General features: G+C 70.9%; 14 protein-coding genes. All 14 read left to right on the forward strand.

Annotated features, from left to right (window positions below; all coding sequences use genetic code 11):
• The first annotated feature begins 20 nt into the window (after positions 1-20).
• Complete coding sequence (locus AC3AP7_RS24265; protein WP_487365000.1) at positions 21-791, forward strand: transketolase; 771 nt, start codon at positions 21-23, stop codon at positions 789-791.
• Positions 788-1,786 carry a transketolase family protein gene (locus AC3AP7_RS24270; protein ID WP_487362854.1) on the forward strand — a complete coding sequence of 333 codons (999 nt, stop codon included), beginning with the start codon at positions 788-790 and terminating at the stop codon, positions 1,784-1,786. The genes AC3AP7_RS24265 and AC3AP7_RS24270 overlap by 4 nt, the downstream gene beginning before the upstream one ends.
• A 64-nt stretch (positions 1,787-1,850) precedes the next feature.
• Complete coding sequence (locus AC3AP7_RS24275) at positions 1,851-2,615, forward strand: SDR family NAD(P)-dependent oxidoreductase (protein ID WP_487362855.1); 765 nt, start codon at positions 1,851-1,853, stop codon at positions 2,613-2,615.
• Positions 2,616-2,712: 97 nt separating this feature from the next.
• The gene (locus tag AC3AP7_RS24280) at positions 2,713-3,756 is read left to right on the forward strand and encodes a TRAP transporter substrate-binding protein (RefSeq protein WP_487362856.1); all 1,044 of its coding nucleotides are present in this window, start codon (positions 2,713-2,715) and stop codon (positions 3,754-3,756) included.
• Positions 3,753-5,621 (forward strand): TRAP transporter large permease, encoded by a 1,869-nt coding sequence (locus AC3AP7_RS24285; protein ID WP_487362857.1) that lies wholly within the window; start codon positions 3,753-3,755, stop codon positions 5,619-5,621. The genes AC3AP7_RS24280 and AC3AP7_RS24285 overlap by 4 nt, the downstream gene beginning before the upstream one ends.
• Before the next feature lie 100 nt (positions 5,622-5,721).
• Positions 5,722-7,746, forward strand: coding sequence for a transketolase (gene tkt, locus AC3AP7_RS24290; RefSeq protein WP_487362858.1), 2,025 nt, complete (start codon positions 5,722-5,724; stop codon positions 7,744-7,746).
• Positions 7,747-7,778: 32 nt separating this feature from the next.
• Entirely contained in the window at positions 7,779-8,732 is a 954-nt protein-coding gene (locus AC3AP7_RS24295) for a D-2-hydroxyacid dehydrogenase (RefSeq protein WP_487362859.1), read from the forward strand.
• Between the two features lie 256 nt (positions 8,733-8,988).
• Positions 8,989-9,858, forward strand: coding sequence for a GNAT family N-acetyltransferase (locus AC3AP7_RS24300; RefSeq protein ID WP_487365001.1), 870 nt, complete (start codon positions 8,989-8,991; stop codon positions 9,856-9,858).
• 5 nt (positions 9,859-9,863) lie between these two features.
• On the forward strand, positions 9,864-10,790 hold the full coding sequence (locus AC3AP7_RS24305) for a 2-hydroxyacid dehydrogenase (RefSeq protein WP_487362860.1): 927 nt from the start codon (positions 9,864-9,866) through the stop codon (positions 10,788-10,790).
• A gap of 265 nt (positions 10,791-11,055) precedes the next feature.
• Complete coding sequence (locus tag AC3AP7_RS24310; protein WP_487362861.1) at positions 11,056-12,474, forward strand: aminotransferase class III-fold pyridoxal phosphate-dependent enzyme; 1,419 nt, start codon at positions 11,056-11,058, stop codon at positions 12,472-12,474.
• 44 nt (positions 12,475-12,518) lie between these two features.
• On the forward strand, positions 12,519-13,016 hold the full coding sequence (locus tag AC3AP7_RS24315; protein WP_487362862.1) for an Lrp/AsnC family transcriptional regulator: 498 nt from the start codon (positions 12,519-12,521) through the stop codon (positions 13,014-13,016).
• A gap of 100 nt (positions 13,017-13,116) precedes the next feature.
• Complete coding sequence (locus AC3AP7_RS24320; RefSeq protein ID WP_487362863.1) at positions 13,117-14,202, forward strand: tartrate dehydrogenase; 1,086 nt, start codon at positions 13,117-13,119, stop codon at positions 14,200-14,202.
• Positions 14,203-14,239: 37 nt separating this feature from the next.
• On the forward strand, positions 14,240-15,712 hold the full coding sequence (locus AC3AP7_RS24325) for an NAD-dependent succinate-semialdehyde dehydrogenase (RefSeq protein WP_487362864.1): 1,473 nt from the start codon (positions 14,240-14,242) through the stop codon (positions 15,710-15,712).
• Positions 15,709-16,686 carry a M14 family metallopeptidase gene (locus AC3AP7_RS24330; RefSeq protein WP_487362865.1) on the forward strand — a complete coding sequence of 326 codons (978 nt, stop codon included), beginning with the start codon at positions 15,709-15,711 and terminating at the stop codon, positions 16,684-16,686. Before AC3AP7_RS24325 ends, AC3AP7_RS24330 begins: the two co-directional genes overlap by 4 nt.
• The last annotated feature ends 115 nt before the right edge of the window (positions 16,687-16,801 follow it).

Below are 16,801 nucleotides of genomic sequence, written 5' to 3' on the forward strand. Positions count from 1 at the left end.
TCCGGCGCAACGCCTTGCTGATGGGCGAGGTGCAGGGCCAGGGCTACATCGCCCAGGCGCTCGACATCGCCGACGTGCTGGCCGTCGCCTACGGCCACGCGCTGCGCTACCGCGCCGACGACCCGGACTGGCTCGGCCGCGACCGCTTTCTGCTGTCGAACGGCCACTACGCGATCGCGCTGTACGCGGCGCTGATCGAGGCCGGCATCCTGCCCGAGGCGGAACTCGAAACCTACGGCAGCGACGACAGCCGCCTGCCGATGTCCGGCATGGCGAGCTACACGCCCGGCATGGAGATGTCCGGCGGCTCGCTCGGCCAGGGGCTCGCGATCGCGGTCGGCCGCGCGCTCGGCCTGAAGCGCAGCGGCTCGGACGCGTGCGTCTACACGCTGTTCTCGGACGGCGAACTCGACGAAGGTGCGGTATGGGAGGCGATGCTCTCCGCGAGCCACTGGAAGCTCGACAACCTGATCGCGATCGTCGACGTCAACAACCAGCAGGCCGACGGCCCGTCCAGCCAGGTGATGGCGTTCGAGCCGCTCGCCGACAAGCTCGACGCGTTCGGCTGGTTCGTCCAGCGCATCGACGGCAACGACCTCGATGCGGTGATCGGCGCGTTCGACGCGGCCCGCGCGCACACGGCGGCACGCCCGCGGATCATCGTCTGCGACACGAAGATGGGCTGCGGCGTGCCGTTCCTCGAAGCCCGCGAGAAAAACCATTTCATCCGCGTCGAGCCGCACGAGTGGCGGCTCGCGCTCGCCGCACTGGACGCAGGGAGTCACGCATGAATACCGTCGCGCCGAAAGCCCGCCTGAAGACCTCGGCGATGATCGCGTCGATCGCCGGCGAAGGCCAGGCGACGCGCGCCGCGCCGTTCGGCCATGCGCTCGTCGAACTCGCGCGCACGCGCGGCGACGTGATCGGCATGACCGCCGACCTCGGCAAGTACACCGACCTGCACGTGTTCGCCCAGGCGTTCCCCGAGCGCTACTACCAGATGGGGATGGCCGAGCAGTTGCTGATGGGCGCGGCAGCCGGCCTCGCGCACGAAGGCGCCCTGCCGTTCGTGACCACCTATGCGGTGTTCGCGACGCGCCGCGCGTACGACTTCATTCACCAGGCGATCGCCGAGGACAACCTCGACGTGAAGATCGCCTGCGCGCTGCCCGGCCTCACGACCGGCTACGGACCGAGCCACCAGGCCGCCGAAGACCTCGCGCTGATGCGCGCGATGCCGAACCTGACCGTGATCGATCCGTGCGACGCGATCGAGATCGAGCAGATGGTGCCCGCGATCGCCGCGCACCGCGGCCCGGTCTACGCGCGGCTGCTGCGCGGCAACGTGCCGGTGGTGCTCGACGAGTACGGCTATCGCTTCGAGCTCGGCCGCGCGAAGCTGCTGCGCGACGGCGCCGACGTGCTCGTGATCTCGTCCGGCATCATGACGATGCGCGCGCTCGAAGTCGCGAAGCTCGTCGCGCGCGACCGGATCGACGTCGGCGTGCTGCACGTGCCGACGATCAAGCCGCTCGATACCGCGACGATCCTGCGCGAGGCGGGCAAGAGCGGCCGGCTCGTCGTCGTCGCGGAGAATCACTCGGTGACCGGCGGCCTCGGCGAAGCTGTCGCAGCCGTGCTGCTCAGCCACGGCGTGACGCCGCCGTTCCGCCAGATCGGCCTGCCCGACGCGTTCCTCGACGCGGGCGCGCTGCCGACGCTGCACGAGCGTTACGGCATCTCCGCCGACGCGATGGCGCGCACGCTGAAGACCTGGCTGCGCTGAGCGCGCCCGGTCCGCGGCAGGCGCACCCCGCCGCCCTTCGAACAGATTGACCAAGGAGAACTTCATGAGTGAAACCCGTCTTCTCGACGGCAAGGTAGCCGTCATTTCCGGGGCCGCGTCGCCGCGCGGCATCGGCATGGCGACCGCGCGGATGTTCGCGCGCCACGGCGCGCGCGTCGCGATCCTCGACCTCGATCGCGACGCCGCCGAAGCCGCGGCCGCCGGGCTCGGCCCGCAGCATCGCGGCTACGCGTGCGACGTGACCGATCGCGACGCGTGCCGCGCGGCGATCGGCGAGGTCGTCGCCGCGTTCGGGCGCATCGACGTGCTCGTGAACAACGCCGGCATCACGCAGCCGGTGAAGCTGCTCGACATCGATGCGGCCAGCTGGGACCGGATTCTCGACGTGAACCTGCGCGGCGTGCTGTACCTGTCGCAGGCCGTCGTGCCGCAGATGCAGAAACAGCAGGCGGGCTCGATCGCGTGCATGTCGTCGGTGTCCGCGCAGCGCGGCGGCGGCATTCTCGGCGGCCCGCACTACTCGGCCGCCAAGGCCGGCGTGCTGGGCCTCGCGAAAGCGATGGCGCGCGAGCTCGGCCATGACGGCATCCGCGTGAACTGCGTGACGCCGGGCCTGATCCAGACCGACATCAACGCGGGCAAGATCAGCGACGAAAAACGCGCGGAGATTCTCGCCGGCATTCCGCTGAACCGCCTCGGGGTGGTCGACGACGTCGCGGGTGCGTTCCTGTATCTTGCTTCGGACCTGTCGTCGTATCTGACGGGCACGGTCATCGACGTGAACGGCGGCATGCTGATCCACGGCTGAGCGCGCGCGGCCCGTCCCGTCGCGACGAAAAAAGCGACCCCGAAAAAGCGACCCTATAACGACGAAAAAGACCCATTCCATATTGGAGGAGCACATCATGAGCACGGATTCGAAACCGAAGCACGGCATCGATCGCCGCACGTTCCTGAAAACGGGCGCGACGCTCGCCGCGGCCGCGCCGTTGTGGGGCGTGTCGCGCCGCGCGCTCGCCGCGCCGCAGTTCTCGTACAAGCTCGCGACCGGCCAGGACCCGACCCATCCGGTGAACGTGCGCGCGAAGCAGGCGGCCCAGCGGATCCTCGAAGCGACCAGCGGACGGCTCGAAATCCGCGTGTTTCCGAGCAACCAGCTCGGCTCCGACACCGACCTGCTGTCGCAGATCCGCAATGGCGGCGTCGAGTTCATCAACATGGCCGCGTCGGTGATGTCCACGCTCGTGCCGGCAGCGGGCATTCCGAACACCGGCTTCGCGTTTCCCGACTACGATCACGTCTGGAAGGCCATGGACGGCGAACTCGGCCAGTACATCCGCACGCAGATCGGGCACGCCGGCATGCTCGCGGTCTCGAAGCCGTGGGACAACGGCTTCCGGCAGATCACGTCGTCGACGAAGCCGATCCGCACGCCCGACGACCTGCACGGCTTCAAGATCCGCGTGCCGGTCGCGCCAATGATGATCTCGCTGTTCCAGTCGCTGCAGGCGGGCCCGACGCCGATCAACTTCAACGAGCTGTACTCGGCGCTGCAGACGCACCTCGTCGACGGCGAGGAAAATCCGCTGCCGATCATCGCAACCGCGAAGCTCTATGAGGTGCAGAAATACGTGAGCCTCACGAGCCACGTCTGGGACACCTACTGGATTCTCGGCAATCCGGCCGCGTTCCAGCGCCTGCCGGGCGACGTGCAGGCGATCGTCACGCGCGAGTTCGACCGCGCCGCGCTCGAGGAGCGCGCCGACATCGCGGCGCTCAACGCGTCGCTGCGCCAGACCCTCGCCGGCAAGGGGCTGCAGGTGCTGGAAGTCGACAAGGGCGCGTTCCGCGACGCGCTGCGCAAGACCGACTTCTATCGTCACTGGCGCACGAGCTTCGGCAACGAAGGCTGGGCGCTGCTGCAGCAGACCACCGGGGCACTGGCATGAACGGCGTGCTGTCGGCCGAGCCGCACCGGCCGCCGCCGCCGCTGTGGCAGGTGCGCTGCGACACCGCGCTCGGCTGGGCGATCGAGCTGCCGGCCGCGCTCGCGGTGCTCGCGGAAGTGGCGATCCTGCTGGTCGGCGTGATCGCGCGCTTCGTGTTCTCGCACCCGCTCGTGTGGAGCGACGAGCTCGCGTCGATCCTGTTCCTGTGGCTCGCGATGTTCGGCTCGGCGGTCGCGCTGCGGCGCGGCCATCACATGCGCATGACGGTGATCGCCACGCGCCTGTCCGGCGCCTGGCGCTCGTTCGCGGACGTGCTCGCGGTCGGCGCGCCGTGCCTGTTTCTCGCGATCATGCTCGGGCCGTCGATCGATTACGCGCAGAACCAGTGGATCGTGCAGACGCCGGTGCTCGGCATGCCCGACACGGTGCGCGCCGCCGCGGTGCCGGCCGGCTGCGTGCTGATGCTGGCGATCTGCGTGGTGCGTCTCGCGCGTCACCGGCTGCGCGACCTGCTGCCCGCGCTCGGCGTGCTCGCCGCGCTCGCGCTCGCGCTGTACGTCGCACGCGACGCGCTGTGGAACATGGGCAACTGGAACCTCGTGATCTTCTTCGGCGTCCTGCTGGCGGGCGGCGTGCTCGCCGGCCTGCCGATCGCGTTCTGCTTCGGACTGTCGACGGTTGCCTGCCTGCTCACGACCACCACGACGCCGCTCGCGGTGATCACCGGGCAGATGAACGAGGGGATGAGCTCGCTCGTGCTGCTCGCCGTGCCGCTGTTCATCCTGCTCGGGCAACTGATCGAGATGACGCGGATGGCCGAGGCGATGGTCGGGTTTCTCGCCGCGCTGCTCGGCCACGTGAAAGGCGGCCTGTCGTATGTGCTGATCGGCGCGATGGTGCTCGTCTCCGGCATCTCCGGCGCGAAAACCGCGGACATGGCGGCGGTCGCGCCGGTGCTGTTCCCGGAGATGAAGCGGCGCGGCGTCCCCGAGGGCGAACTCGTGTCGCTGCTCGCCGCGTGCGGCGCGATGGCCGAGACGATTCCGCCGTCGCTCGTGCTGATCATCATCGGCTCGGTGACCGGCGTGTCGATCGCCGCGCTGTTCACGGGCGGCCTGCTGCCGGGTCTCGTGCTCGCGGTCGCGCTCGGCGTGATCGCGCGCCGGCGCACCGGCGCGCTCGCGGGCCGCGCGCCGCGCGCGAGCGCGAAGACCATCGCGAAGACCGGCTTCGTCGCGCTGCCGGCGCTGGTGCTGCCGGTGCTGATCCGCTTCGCGGTCGCGGACGGCGTCGCGACCGCCACCGAGGTCTCGACGATCGGCATTGCGTACACGGTGCTGGTGGGCCTGTTCGTCTACCGGCGCTTCGACTGGAAGCGCCTGTACCCGATGCTCGTCGAAACCGCATCGCTGTCCGGCGCGATCCTGCTGATCATCGGCGCGGCGACCGCGATGGCCTGGGCGCTCACCCAGGCGAGCTTCTCGCAGGCGCTCGCCGACGCCATGGGCCACATGCCGGGCGGCGCATACGGGTTCCTGTTCATCTCGGTCATCGCGTTCATCGTGCTCGGCAGCGTGCTCGAAGGGATTCCGGCGATGGTGCTGTTCGGCTCGCTGCTGTTTCCGATGGCGCGCCATGCCGGCATCCACGAGGTGCACTATGCGATCACGGTGATCCTCGCGATGGGCATCGGTCTGTTCACGCCGCCGTTCGGGCTCGGCTACTACGCGGCCTGCACGATCGGGCGGGTCGATCCGAACGCGGGGCTGCGCTGCATCTGGCCGTATCTCGGCGCGCTCGCGGCCGGGCTCGCGATCGTCGTTGCGGTGCCGTGGATCTCGACCGGCTTCCTGCCGGCGCTCTGACTCCAGGTCCGCCCGCGCGCGGCGCGCGCGGGCGCTTCATCCACCCTCTCCAGCGACTGCCCCGGTCCGCGCGCGGACCGTGCAGGAGGACTGTTTCGCCATGACGTCCACCGTCTCTCACGATTTTCACGGCTCTCACGACCTTGCCGGCGCGGTCGATCCCGGTCGGCTTGCGAATGCGATCCGCTTCCTGTCCATCGATGCGATCCTGCGCGCCGGCGAGGGCCACCAGGGCGTTCCGCTCGGCATGGCGGAAATCGCCACCGCGCTCTTCACGCGCCATCTGAAGTTCAATCCGGACGATCCGCTCTGGCCCGACCGCGACCGCTTCGTGCTGTCGAACGGACACGGTTCGATGCTGCTGTACGCGGTGCTCTACCTGAGCGGCTACGCGCGCATCGGGCTCGATGCGATCCGCTCGTTCCGCACGCTCGGCTCGCATTGCGCGGGGCATCCCGAGTACGACCCGGCGGCCGGCATCGAAGTGACGACCGGCCCGCTCGGCCAGGGGATCGGCAACGCGCTCGGCATGGCGATCGCGGAGGCGTATCTCGCCGCGCGCTTCGGCCGCGAACTCGTCGATCACCACACCTACGCGTTCGTCGGCGACGGCTGCCTGCAGGAAGGCATCGGCCAGGAAATGATCTCGCTCGCGGGCCATCTGCGTCTCGGCAAGCTGATCCTGTGCTGGGACGACAACCGCATCACCGACGACGGCAGCACCGCGCTGTCGATCAGCGAGGACGTCGCCGCGCGCTTTCGCGTCGCCGGCTGGCACGTGCAGGAGATCGACGGACACGACCTCGAAGCCGTGTCGGCCGCGCTCGCGCTCGCGCGCAAGGATCCGCGGCCGTCGCTGCTCGCGTGCCGCACCGTGATCGGGCGCGGGATCGCGCGCCTGCAGGGCCAGCGCGGCGGTCACAGCGGCAAGCTGTACGCGGCCGACGCCGATGCCGCGCGCGACGCACTCGGCTGGCCGTACCCGCCGTTCGACGTGCCCGGCGACGTGCTGGGCGGATGGCGCGCCGCCGGCGCGCGCAACCGCGCCGCGTACGATGCGTGGCAGGCGCGCCTCGCCGCGCTGCCGGCCGCGCAGCGCGCGGAGTTCGAGCGCGTGCAGGCCGGCGCGCTGCCGCACGGCTGGCGCGACGTGCTCGACGACTACCGCCGCAGCGCCGCGCAGCACGACGAGCCGCAGGCGGGCATCGCGATCTCCGGCGCGATCGGCGAACGGCTGGCGCCGCTGCTGCCCGAGCGGCTCGTCGGCTGCGCGGACCTGGAAGCCCCGACCGGCCACAAGCGCAGCCTGCATGCGTTCACCGCCGACGACCGCAGCGGCGCCTACGTGCACTGCGGCATCCGCGAACACGTGATGGGCGCGCTCGCGAACGGCGCAGCCGCGCATGGCGGCGTGCTGCCGCTCGCGGTGACCTACCTCGCGTTTTCCGACTACGAACGCCCGGCGATGCGCATGGCCGCGCTGATGGGGCTGCCGGTGAAGTTCGTGTTCAGCCACGACTCCATCGGCGTCGGCACGAACGGGCCGACGCATCAACCCGTCGAGATTCTCGCGTCGCTGCGCGCGATGCCGAACATGCTCGTGATGCGCCCGGCGGACGCGGTCGAAGCCGCCGAATGCTGGGCGCTCGCGCTCGCCCATCGCAGCGGCCCGTGCACGCTCGTGTTCGCACGCCAGGCGCTGCCGCGCGTGCGCGGCGCGCACACGGCCGAGCACCTCGCGAGCCGCGGCGCGTATGTGCTCGCCGAGGCCGAGGGCGGCACGCGACGCGTGACGCTGCTCGCCACCGGCTCGGAAGTCGCGATTGCCCTCGATGCGCGCGCGCAACTGCAGGCCGGCGGCATTCCGGCCGCGGTGGTCTCGATGCCGTGCTGGGAGCTGTTCGAGGCCCAGGACGACGCGTACCGCCGCGCGGTGCTCGGGCCGGACACGGCGCGCGTCGCGATCGAGGCGGCGACGCGCTTCGGCTGGGACCGCTACCTCGGCGAGCGCGGCGCGTTTGTCGGGATGACCGGCTTCGGCGCGTCGGGCCCCGCGCCGGCGCTGTACGCGCACTTCGGCATCACCGCCGCGCACGTCGCCGACGAAGCACGCCGGCTGCTCTGAATCCCCTCATTGCCCTTTTTCCTCGCTCCCTCATGCACAAAGTCGTCTTTCTGGACCGCGCGACGATCGCGCCGCAGATCACGCTGCGCCGTCCCGCGTTCGAGCATTCGTACGCCGAATACGCGCGCACCGCCGCCGATGACGTCGCGGCGCGGCTCGCGGACGCGACGATCGCAATCACGAACAAGGTGCCGCTCACGGCCGACGTGCTCGCCGCGCTGCCCGCGCTGCGGCTCGTCGCGGTCGCCGCGACCGGCACCGACTGCGTCGACCGCGACGCCTGCCGGCGCCTCGGCATTGCCGTCTCCAACGTGCGCGGCTACGCGGTGAACACGGTGCCCGAACACACGTTCGCACTGATGCTCGCGCTGCGGCGCAACCTCGCCGCGTACCGCGCGGACGTGCTCGCCGGGCGCTGGCAGCAGGCGGCGCAATTCTGCTTCTTCGATCATCCGTTGCGCGACCTTGCGGGCGCGCGTCTGGGCATCGTCGGCGAGGGTGCGCTCGGCCAGCGCGTCGCCGAACTCGCGAAGGCGTTCGGGATGGTGCCGCTGTTCGCCGCGCGCAAGGGCGAGCCGCCGCGCGGACGGCTCTATACGCCGTGGGACGACATGCTCGCGACGAGCGATGTCATCACGCTGCACTGCCCGCTCACGCCCGCGACGCGCGGCCTGCTCGCGATGCCGGAGTTCCGCGCGATGGCGCGCCGGCCGCTGATCGTCAACACGGCGCGCGGCGGGCTCGTGGACGAGGCGGATCTCGTGCGCGCGCTCGACGAAGGACTCGTGAGCGGCGCGGGCTTCGACGTCTGCGCGCAGGAACCCCCGGCCGCGGACAGCCCGCTGATGCGCGCCGCGCACCGCCCGAACGTGATCGTCACGCCGCATGTCGCGTGGGCGTCCGACGAGGCGCAGCAGGCGCTGGCGGATCAGCTGATCGCGAATATCGAGGATTTTGTTGCGGGGCGAGACGGGCGCGCAACGTGACGGAAGCACGGGGCGCTCCGCGGGCCCCCGTGACTGCCCAAGCGCCGCAGCGAACGGGCCGGCTACCAACGCGCCGCCGCGAACGGGCCGGGTGCCGTCCCCGCGGGCTTGCAGCGCGCGCTGTGGCCGCGCCCGGCGCGGCCGCAGCGCGGCCCCGGTGCGCCCTTCCCCCCCAGCAGAATCGTCCTATCCCGCCCGCGCGCACACTGTCACACTCGTGCATCATCCGTCGCCCGAGGAGCTTCCCGTGTCCGCCCTGCCCGCGTCTTCGACACCACTCGTCTACCGGTCCTTCAGCGAGGCCGACATCGCGGCCGCCCATGCGCTGTCGCAACAGTTGCGCTGGCCGCATCGCGCCGACGACTGGCGCTTCGCGGCGGCCGCCGGCTTCGGCGTGGTCGCGCAGGACGGCGAGCGCGTCGTCGGCACCGCGCTCGCGTGGCCGTACGGCGAGCACGGCGCGACGCTCGGCCTCGTGATCGTCGCGCCCGACCAGCAGGGCAAGGGCATCGGCCGCGCGCTGATGGAGCGCCTGCTCGCGGCGCTCGGCCCCCGCATGACCGTGCTGCACGCGACGCCGGCCGGCCAGCCGCTCTACGAGAAACTCGGCTTCGCGGCAATCGGCACGCTGCATCAGCATCAGGGCGCCGACTTCCGTGTGCCGCACGTCGATCTGCCCGCCGGCGAACGGGTGCGGCCGCTCGCGCCCGCCGACATGCCGCGCATGATCGAACTCGCCTCGCGCGCGAGCGGCCTCGATCGCGCCGCGCTGCTGCCGCCGCTCGCCGCGCTCTCGCAAGGCGTCGCGCTCGTGCGCGGCGACACGCTGACGGGTTTCGCGCTGCTGCGCCCGTTCGGCCGCGGCCACGCGATCGGTCCGGTCGCCGCGCTCGCCGACGACGGCCGCTTCGCGCAGCGCGCCCAGGCGCTGCTCGCCGACCGGCTCGCCGCGAACGCGGGCGCGTTCACGCGCGTCGACACGCCCGACGAAGCCGGTCTCGGCCACTGGCTCGACGCGCTCGGTCTCGCGCGCGTCGACACGGTCGTCAAGATGGCGCGCAACGGTGCGCCGGTCCGCGATCCCGCCGTGCAGCAGGCGGGCATCGTCACGCAGGCGCTCGGGTGACCGCCATGACGCTCCTCTACAAGGCCGATCCCGAACGCGGCAGACAGTGGGCGCAGCTGTTCGCGCAGAAGGCGCCGCATATCCCGTTCCGGCTGTGGCCCGACGTCGGCGACCCGGCGGACGTGCGCTATCTGGCCGCGTGGCAGCCGCCCGACGATCCGGCGCGCACGCTGCCGAACCTGGAGGTGATCTTCTCGGTCGGCGCGGGCATCGACCAGTTCGACCTCGCCGGCGTGCCCGGGCACATCGCGGTCGTGCGGATGATCGAGCCCGGCATCGTCGAAGGCATGGTCGAGTACGTCACGCAGTCGGTGCTGACGATTCACCGCGATCTGTTCGACTACGCGCAGCAGCAGCGCGAGCGCGTCTGGCACGCGCTGCCGGTGCGCGCGGCCGCGTCGCGGCGCATCGGCGTGCTGGGGCTCGGCATGCTCGGCGCCGCGGTGCTCGACCGGCTGCGGCTGTTCGGCTTTCCGTGCGCCGGCTGGAGCCGCTCCGCACACACGCTGCCCGGCATCGAATGTCATGCGGGCGCGGCCGCGCTCGACGCGTTTCTCGCGCGCACCGACATCCTGATCTGCCTGCTGCCGCTCACCGACGCGACGCGCGGCCTGCTCGAGCGCCGCCTGTTCGCGAAGCTGCCTGCCGGCGCGTCGCTCGTGCACGTCGGACGCGGGCCGCAACTGAACCAGGACGATCTGCTCGACGCGCTCGAACGCGGGCATCTGCACAGCGCGATTCTCGACGTCACGGACCCCGAGCCGCTGCCCGCGCCGCATCCGTTCTGGACGCATCCGCGCGTGCGCGTGACGCCGCACATCGCGAGCGCGACGCGGCCGGACACCGCCGTCGACGTCGTGCTCGCGAACATCGCGCGGCATCGCGACGGCCTGCCGATGCTCGGCGAGATCGACCGCGCGCGCGGCTACTGAGGCGTCGCGCGGCACCGGCGGCCGAACCCGCGCGCCCGAGGCCGCATCCCGCGCCGGACAGAACCGGCCCCGCGCAGCCGCAGCCCGCATCCCGCATCGAACCGGCGCGGGCCGGCCCCGCCCGGCGCGCAGCAGAAAATGCTGCACACCCCGGTCAAAACGCGTCGATTGCGCTTTTTGCCGGTTTATTTGGCGAAACGCCCGCCCCCGCCGCGCCGGTAGCATGAAACGGTTCGCAGCCCATTCCGAGACCGGGAGCCGTACCATGAACCAAGCATCGCTGATCGAAGCAGACCGCCAGCACCTGATCCACCCCGTCGTCAGCTATCGCGCGCACGAGGCGCGCGGCGTGACGATCCTCGAATCCGCGCACGGCGTGTTCCTGCGCGACGCCGACGGCCACGAACTGCTCGACGCGTTCTCCGGCCTCTGGTGCGTGAACACCGGCTACGGCCACGCGAGCATCGTCGACGCCGCCACGCGCCAGATGAGCCGCCTGCCGTACGCGACCAGCTACTTCCACTTCGGCTCGGAGCCCGCGATCGAACTCGCCGCGCAGCTCGTCGAGCGCTCGCCCGCGTCGCTGCAGCATGTCTACTTCACGCTCGGCGGCTCCGATGCGGTCGACGCGGCGCTGCGCTTCATCACGTACTACTACAACGCGACCGGGCGGCCGGCGAAGAAGCACATCATCGCGCTCGAACGCGGCTATCACGGCTCGTCGTCGCTCGGCGCGGGGCTCACCGCGCTGCCGGTGTTTCACCAGCACTTCGACGTGCCGCTCGCAACCCAGCATCACATCGCGTCGCCGTATCCGTACCGCAGCGGGCACGCCGACGACGCCGCGCTGATCGCCGCGTCGGTCGCCGCGCTCGAAGCAAAGGTGGCCGCGCTCGGCGCGCAGCACGTCGCCGCGTTCTTCTGCGAGCCGGTGCAGGGCTCGGGCGGCGTGATCGTGCCGCCCGCCGGCTGGCTGAAAGCGATGCGCGAAGCGTGCCGGCGCCTCGACATCCTGTTCGTCGCCGACGAGGTGATCACGGGCTTCGGCCGCACCGGCCCGCTGTTCGCGTGCGAGGCCGAGCAGGTCGAGCCGGACCTGATGACGGTCGCCAAGGGCCTCACCGCCGGCTATGCGCCGATGGGCGCGGTGCTGATGTCGGACGGGCTGTACCGCGGCATCGCCGACGCGGCGCCCGACGCGGTGATCGGCCACGGCCACACGTATTCCGCGCACCCGGTAAGCGCGGCGATCGGCCTCGAAGTGATGCGCCTCTATCACGAAGGCGGACTGCTCGCGAACGGCCTCGCGCGCGCGCCGCGCTTCGCCCGCGGGCTCGACGCGCTGCGCGCGCATCCGCTCGTCGGCGACGCGCGCCAGCGCGGCCTGCTCGGCGCGCTCGAACTCGTTGCCGACAAGACGAGCCGGCAGCGCTTCGACCCGGCGCTGAAGCTGCCCGAGCGGATTGCCGCGGCGGCCTGGCGCAACGGCATCGTGTTTCGCGCGTTCGGCGACGGCGTGCTCGGCTTCGCGCCCGCGCTGTCGTTCACCGAAGCCGAGTTCGACCTGCTGTTCGAGCGCCTCGAAAAGACCCTCGACGACGTGCTCGCGCAACCCGACGTGCACGCCGCGCTGAAGGCCGCGTCGCAGGCCTCCGGGGGGGTGAGCGGCCGTGTCGCGGCGTGATACCATCGCTCGATCCTTCGACATGCGGGGCCGCCCCCATCACGATGAGCACCGACTGCAAGCTGGACCGAATCGATCTGCGCATCCTGTCGCAACTGCAGAAGCGCGGGCGCATCACGAATGTCGAACTGGCCGACGCAGTCGGGCTGTCGCCGAGCCCGTGCCTGATCCGCGTGAAGCGTCTGGAGAAAGCCGGCTACATCGTCGGCTACGGTGCGCAGATCCAGCTCGAAAAGCTCGGCGACGTGCAGGTGGTGTTCACCGAGGTCACGCTCGCGGACCATCGGCGCGAGGACTTCATCAAGTTCGAGAAGGCGATCCGCGAGGTCGACGAAGTGGTCGAGTGCCATCTCGCGAGCGGCGGCTACGACTATCTGCTGAAGTTCGTCGCGCGCAGCGTGGGCCACTACCAGAGCATCATCGAGGGGCTGCTCGAACGCAACATCGGCATCGAGAAGTACTTCAGCTACGTGATCATCAAGACGTCTTTCATCAAGACGCACTACCCGCTCGAAACGCTGTTTTCTCCGCATCACCCGTGAACGCCGGCCGTGCGCGCGCAGTGCGCGCGCCGGCCGCCGCGGGCCGCTTCGCCCCCATTCCGTTGATTCCGTTGATATCGTCCCGACCAGGAGACCGACCATGACCCGCACCTACCGCATTGCCGTAATACCCGGCGACGGCATCGGCAAGGAAGTGATGCCCGAGGCGCTGCGCGCGCTCGACGCCGCAAGCCGCCGCTTCGGCATCGCCCTCGACTACCGCCACATCGCATGGGCCTCGTGCGACTACTACGCGCAGCACGGCCAGATGATGCCCGACGACTGGAAGGAGCAGCTCCAGGACTGCGATGCGATCCTGTTCGGCGCGGTCGGCTGGCCCGCCACGGTGCCCGACCACATTTCCCTGTGGGGGTCGCTGCTGAAGTTCCGCCGCGAGTTCGACCAGTACATCAACCTGCGCCCCGCGCGCCTGTTCGACGGCGTGCCGTCGCCGCTCGCGGGCCGCAAGGCCGGCGACATCGATTTCATGATCGTGCGCGAGAACACCGAGGGCGAGTATTCGTCGGTGGGCGGCACGATGTTCGACGGCACCGAGCGCGAATTCGTCGTGCAGCAGGCGATCTTCACGCGCAAGGGCAGCGAGCGCGTGCTGAAGTTCGCGTTCGAGCTCGCGCAGCGCCGCGCGAAGAAGCTCACCGTCGCGACCAAGAGCAACGGCATCGCGATCAGCATGCCCTGGTGGGACGCGCGCGCGGCCGAGATGGCCGCGCACTATCCGGAGATCGCATGGGACCGCCAGCACATCGACATCCTGTGCGCGCGCTTCGTGCTGAACCCGGACCGCTTCGACGTGGTCGTCGCGACCAACCTGTTCGGCGACATCCTGTCCGACCTCGGGCCCGCGTGCACCGGCACGATCGGTATCGCGCCGTCGGGCAACCTGAACCCGGAGCGCACCTTCCCGTCGCTGTTCGAACCGGTGCACGGCTCGGCGCCGGACATCGCGGGCAAGGGCATCGCGAACCCGATCGCGATGATCTGGTCGGCGGCGATGATGCTCGACTTTCTCGGCAACGGCACCGGCGCCGGACACGCGGCACACGACGCGATCGTCGCCGCGATCGAGTCGGTGCTCAAGGATGGCCCGCGCACCGGCGACCTCGGCGGCAAGGCCGGCACGGAAGCGGTCGGCGCGGCGATCGCGCAGCGCATCGCGGCCGCGTGAGCGCCTCGCGCTCGCCCCATCAACCAGGAGACTTTCGATGAGCCAGCCCTATACGCTCAGTGACCTGATTCACCCGGCCAACTTCATCGACGGGCAATGGGTGCCCGCCGCCAGCGGGCGCCGCTTCGCGGTCACCGATCCGGCCACCGGCGAGACGATCGCCGAGGTCCCCGACAGCGACGCCGCCGATGCGCGCGCCGCCACCGACGCCGCGGCGCGCGCGTTCCCCGCCTGGCGCGACGCGCTGCCCGCCGAGCGCGCCGCGGTGCTGCGCCGCTGGCACGCGCTGATGGTCGAGAACGCGGACGCGCTCGGCCGCCTGATCTCGCTCGAACAGGGCAAGCCGTTCGCCGAGGGTCGCGGCGAAGTGATGTACGGCGCGTCGTACGTCGGCTGGTTCGCCGACGAGGCGACCCGCATCTACGGCGACCTGATTCCGCAGCAGCAGCGCGGCAAGCGGATGAGCGCGGTGAAGGAGCCGGTCGGCATCGTCGCGGCGATCACGCCGTGGAATTTTCCGCTGGCGATGATCGCACGCAAGATCGCGCCGGCGCTGGCCGCCGGCTGCACCGTGGTCGGCAAGCCGGCCGAGGACACCCCGCTCACCGCGCTCGCGCTCGTCGCGCTCGCGCATGAAGCGGGCGTGCCGCCCGGCGTGCTGAACCTGATCAGCGCGTCGCGCGAGCACGCGGTGCCGGCCGTGGCCGACTGGCTCGCCGACAGCCGCGTGCGCAAGATCACGTTCACCGGCTCGACGCCGGTCGGCAAGTATCTGGCGCGCGCGTCGGCGGACACGCTGAAGAAGCTGTCGCTGGAACTTGGCGGCAACGCGCCGTTCATCGTGTTCGACGATGCGGACCTCGACGCCGCGGTCACCGGCCTGCTCGCCTCGAAGTTCCGCAACGGCGGCCAGACCTGCGTGTGCCCGAACCGCGTCTACGTGCAGTCGGGCGTCTACGAGCGTTTCGCGGAGCGGCTCGCCGCGCGCGTCGCCGCGCTGAAGGTTGCGCCCGCAACCGATCCGGCCGCGCAGATCGGTCCGATGATCAACGCGCGCGCTGTCGACAAGATCGCGCGGCACGTCGACGACGCCGTGAGCCGCGGCGCGCGCGTGCTCACCGGCGGCCGGCGCCTGCCGGAGCTCGGCCCGCACTTCTACGCGCCCACGGTGCTCGCCGACGCGAGCGCCGACATGCAGCTGAGCTGCGAGGAAACCTTCGGCCCGATCGCGCCGCTGTTCCGCTTCGACGAGGAAGCCGACGCGATCCGCGCGGCGAACGACACGCCGTTCGGTCTCGCGTCGTATTTCTACAGCCAGGACCTGCGCCGCATCGAGCGCGTCGCGCGCGCGCTGGAGGCCGGCATCGTCGGCATCAACGAAGGCGCGCTCGCGAGCGAGGCCGCGCCGTTCGGCGGCGTGAAGGAATCCGGCTACGGCCGCGAGGGCTCGAAGTACGGGCTCGACGACTATCTGTCGATCAAATACCTGTGCCAGGGAGGCCTCGCATGAGCGCGCCGGCCTATCCGATCGAAGTCGCGTTTCCGGACATCGCGCCGCACGCGGCCGGCAATACCGGCATCCCGTACGTGCACACGTTCGACTCGGGCGTCGCCGGCCCGCACGTGATGATCAATGCGCTCACGCACGGCAACGAGGTATGCGGCGCGATCGTCGTCGACGCGCTGCTGCGCGCGGGGCTGCGCCCGCGGCGCGGCCGGCTCACGCTCGCGTTCGCGAACGTCGACGCGTATGGCCGCTTCGACCCGGCGCGCCCCGATGCGGCGCGCTTCGTCGATCAGGACTTCAACCGCGTGTGGACCGCGCAGACGCTGGACGACCTGTCGCGCGATTCGAGCGAGCTGCGCCGCGCGCGCGCGATGCGCCCGGTGATCGACACCGTCGACCTGCTGCTCGACCTGCATTCGATGCACGAGAAAAGCGCGCCGCTGATCGTCGCCGGACCGCTCGCGAAGGGCGCAGGCCTCGCCGCGCAACTCGGCACGCCGCCGACGGTGATCTGCGACGAAGGCCATCCCGAAGGCCGCCGCATGCGCGACTACGAAGGCTTCGGCGACCCCGCGAGCCCGAAGAACGCGCTGCTGATCGAATGCGGACAGCACTGGGAAGCCGGCGCGGTACGCGTCGCGCGCGACACCGCCGCGCGTTTCCTGCTGCTGTCGGGCATCGTCGAGGCCGGCGACCTGCCGGACGGCTGGGTTCAGCCGCTGCCCGCCGAGATGCGCATCGTGCGCGTCACCGAGCCGGTCGTCGCGAAGAGCATGGACTTTCGCTTCGCCAGCGCCTATACGGGGCTCGAAGTCATGCCCACGGCCGGCACCGTGATCGGCTGGTCCGACGGCGAACCGGTGCGCACCCCCTACGACGACTGCATGCTCGTGATGCCGTCGCTGCGCCAGTTGCGGCCCGGCGTGACCGTGGTGCGGCTCGGCCGCATCGAGCAGCGCATTTCCCGCGCGGGCTGAGCCGGATGCGCGCGCCGCGTGCGCACACGCGGCGCGCCGCTTCCTGTCCGCGCGCACTCCGCCTTCCCGCGTGCGCTCCGTTTCACCTCAGGGTTCGCCCGAACGCTGCGCGTCG

The sequence above is a fragment of the Paraburkholderia sp. PAMB 6770 genome (assembly GCF_057748135.1).

Excerpts from the sequence above, each read along its gene's own strand:
- AC3AP7_RS24320 (WP_487362863.1), top strand. The coding sequence starts at position 13,117 with ATGACCCGCACCTACCGCATTGCCGTAATACCCGGCGACGGCATCGGC.
- AC3AP7_RS24325 (WP_487362864.1), top strand. The coding sequence starts at position 14,240 with ATGAGCCAGCCCTATACGCTCAGTGACCTGATTCACCCGGCCAACTTC.
- AC3AP7_RS24330 (WP_487362865.1), top strand. The coding sequence starts at position 15,709 with ATGAGCGCGCCGGCCTATCCGATCGAAGTCGCGTTTCCGGACATCGCG.
- AC3AP7_RS24310 (WP_487362861.1), top strand. The coding sequence starts at position 11,056 with ATGAACCAAGCATCGCTGATCGAAGCAGACCGCCAGCACCTGATCCAC.
- AC3AP7_RS24280 (WP_487362856.1), top strand. The coding sequence starts at position 2,713 with ATGAGCACGGATTCGAAACCGAAGCACGGCATCGATCGCCGCACGTTC.
- AC3AP7_RS24270 (WP_487362854.1), top strand. The coding sequence starts at position 788 with ATGAATACCGTCGCGCCGAAAGCCCGCCTGAAGACCTCGGCGATGATC.
- AC3AP7_RS24285 (WP_487362857.1), top strand. The coding sequence starts at position 3,753 with ATGAACGGCGTGCTGTCGGCCGAGCCGCACCGGCCGCCGCCGCCGCTG.
- AC3AP7_RS24315 (WP_487362862.1), top strand. The coding sequence starts at position 12,519 with ATGAGCACCGACTGCAAGCTGGACCGAATCGATCTGCGCATCCTGTCG.
- AC3AP7_RS24275 (WP_487362855.1), top strand. The coding sequence starts at position 1,851 with ATGAGTGAAACCCGTCTTCTCGACGGCAAGGTAGCCGTCATTTCCGGG.
- tkt (WP_487362858.1), top strand. The coding sequence starts at position 5,722 with ATGACGTCCACCGTCTCTCACGATTTTCACGGCTCTCACGACCTTGCC.
- AC3AP7_RS24265 (WP_487365000.1), top strand. The coding sequence starts at position 21 with ATGGGCGAGGTGCAGGGCCAGGGCTACATCGCCCAGGCGCTCGACATC.
- AC3AP7_RS24295 (WP_487362859.1), top strand. The coding sequence starts at position 7,779 with ATGCACAAAGTCGTCTTTCTGGACCGCGCGACGATCGCGCCGCAGATC.
- AC3AP7_RS24305 (WP_487362860.1), top strand. The coding sequence starts at position 9,864 with ATGACGCTCCTCTACAAGGCCGATCCCGAACGCGGCAGACAGTGGGCG.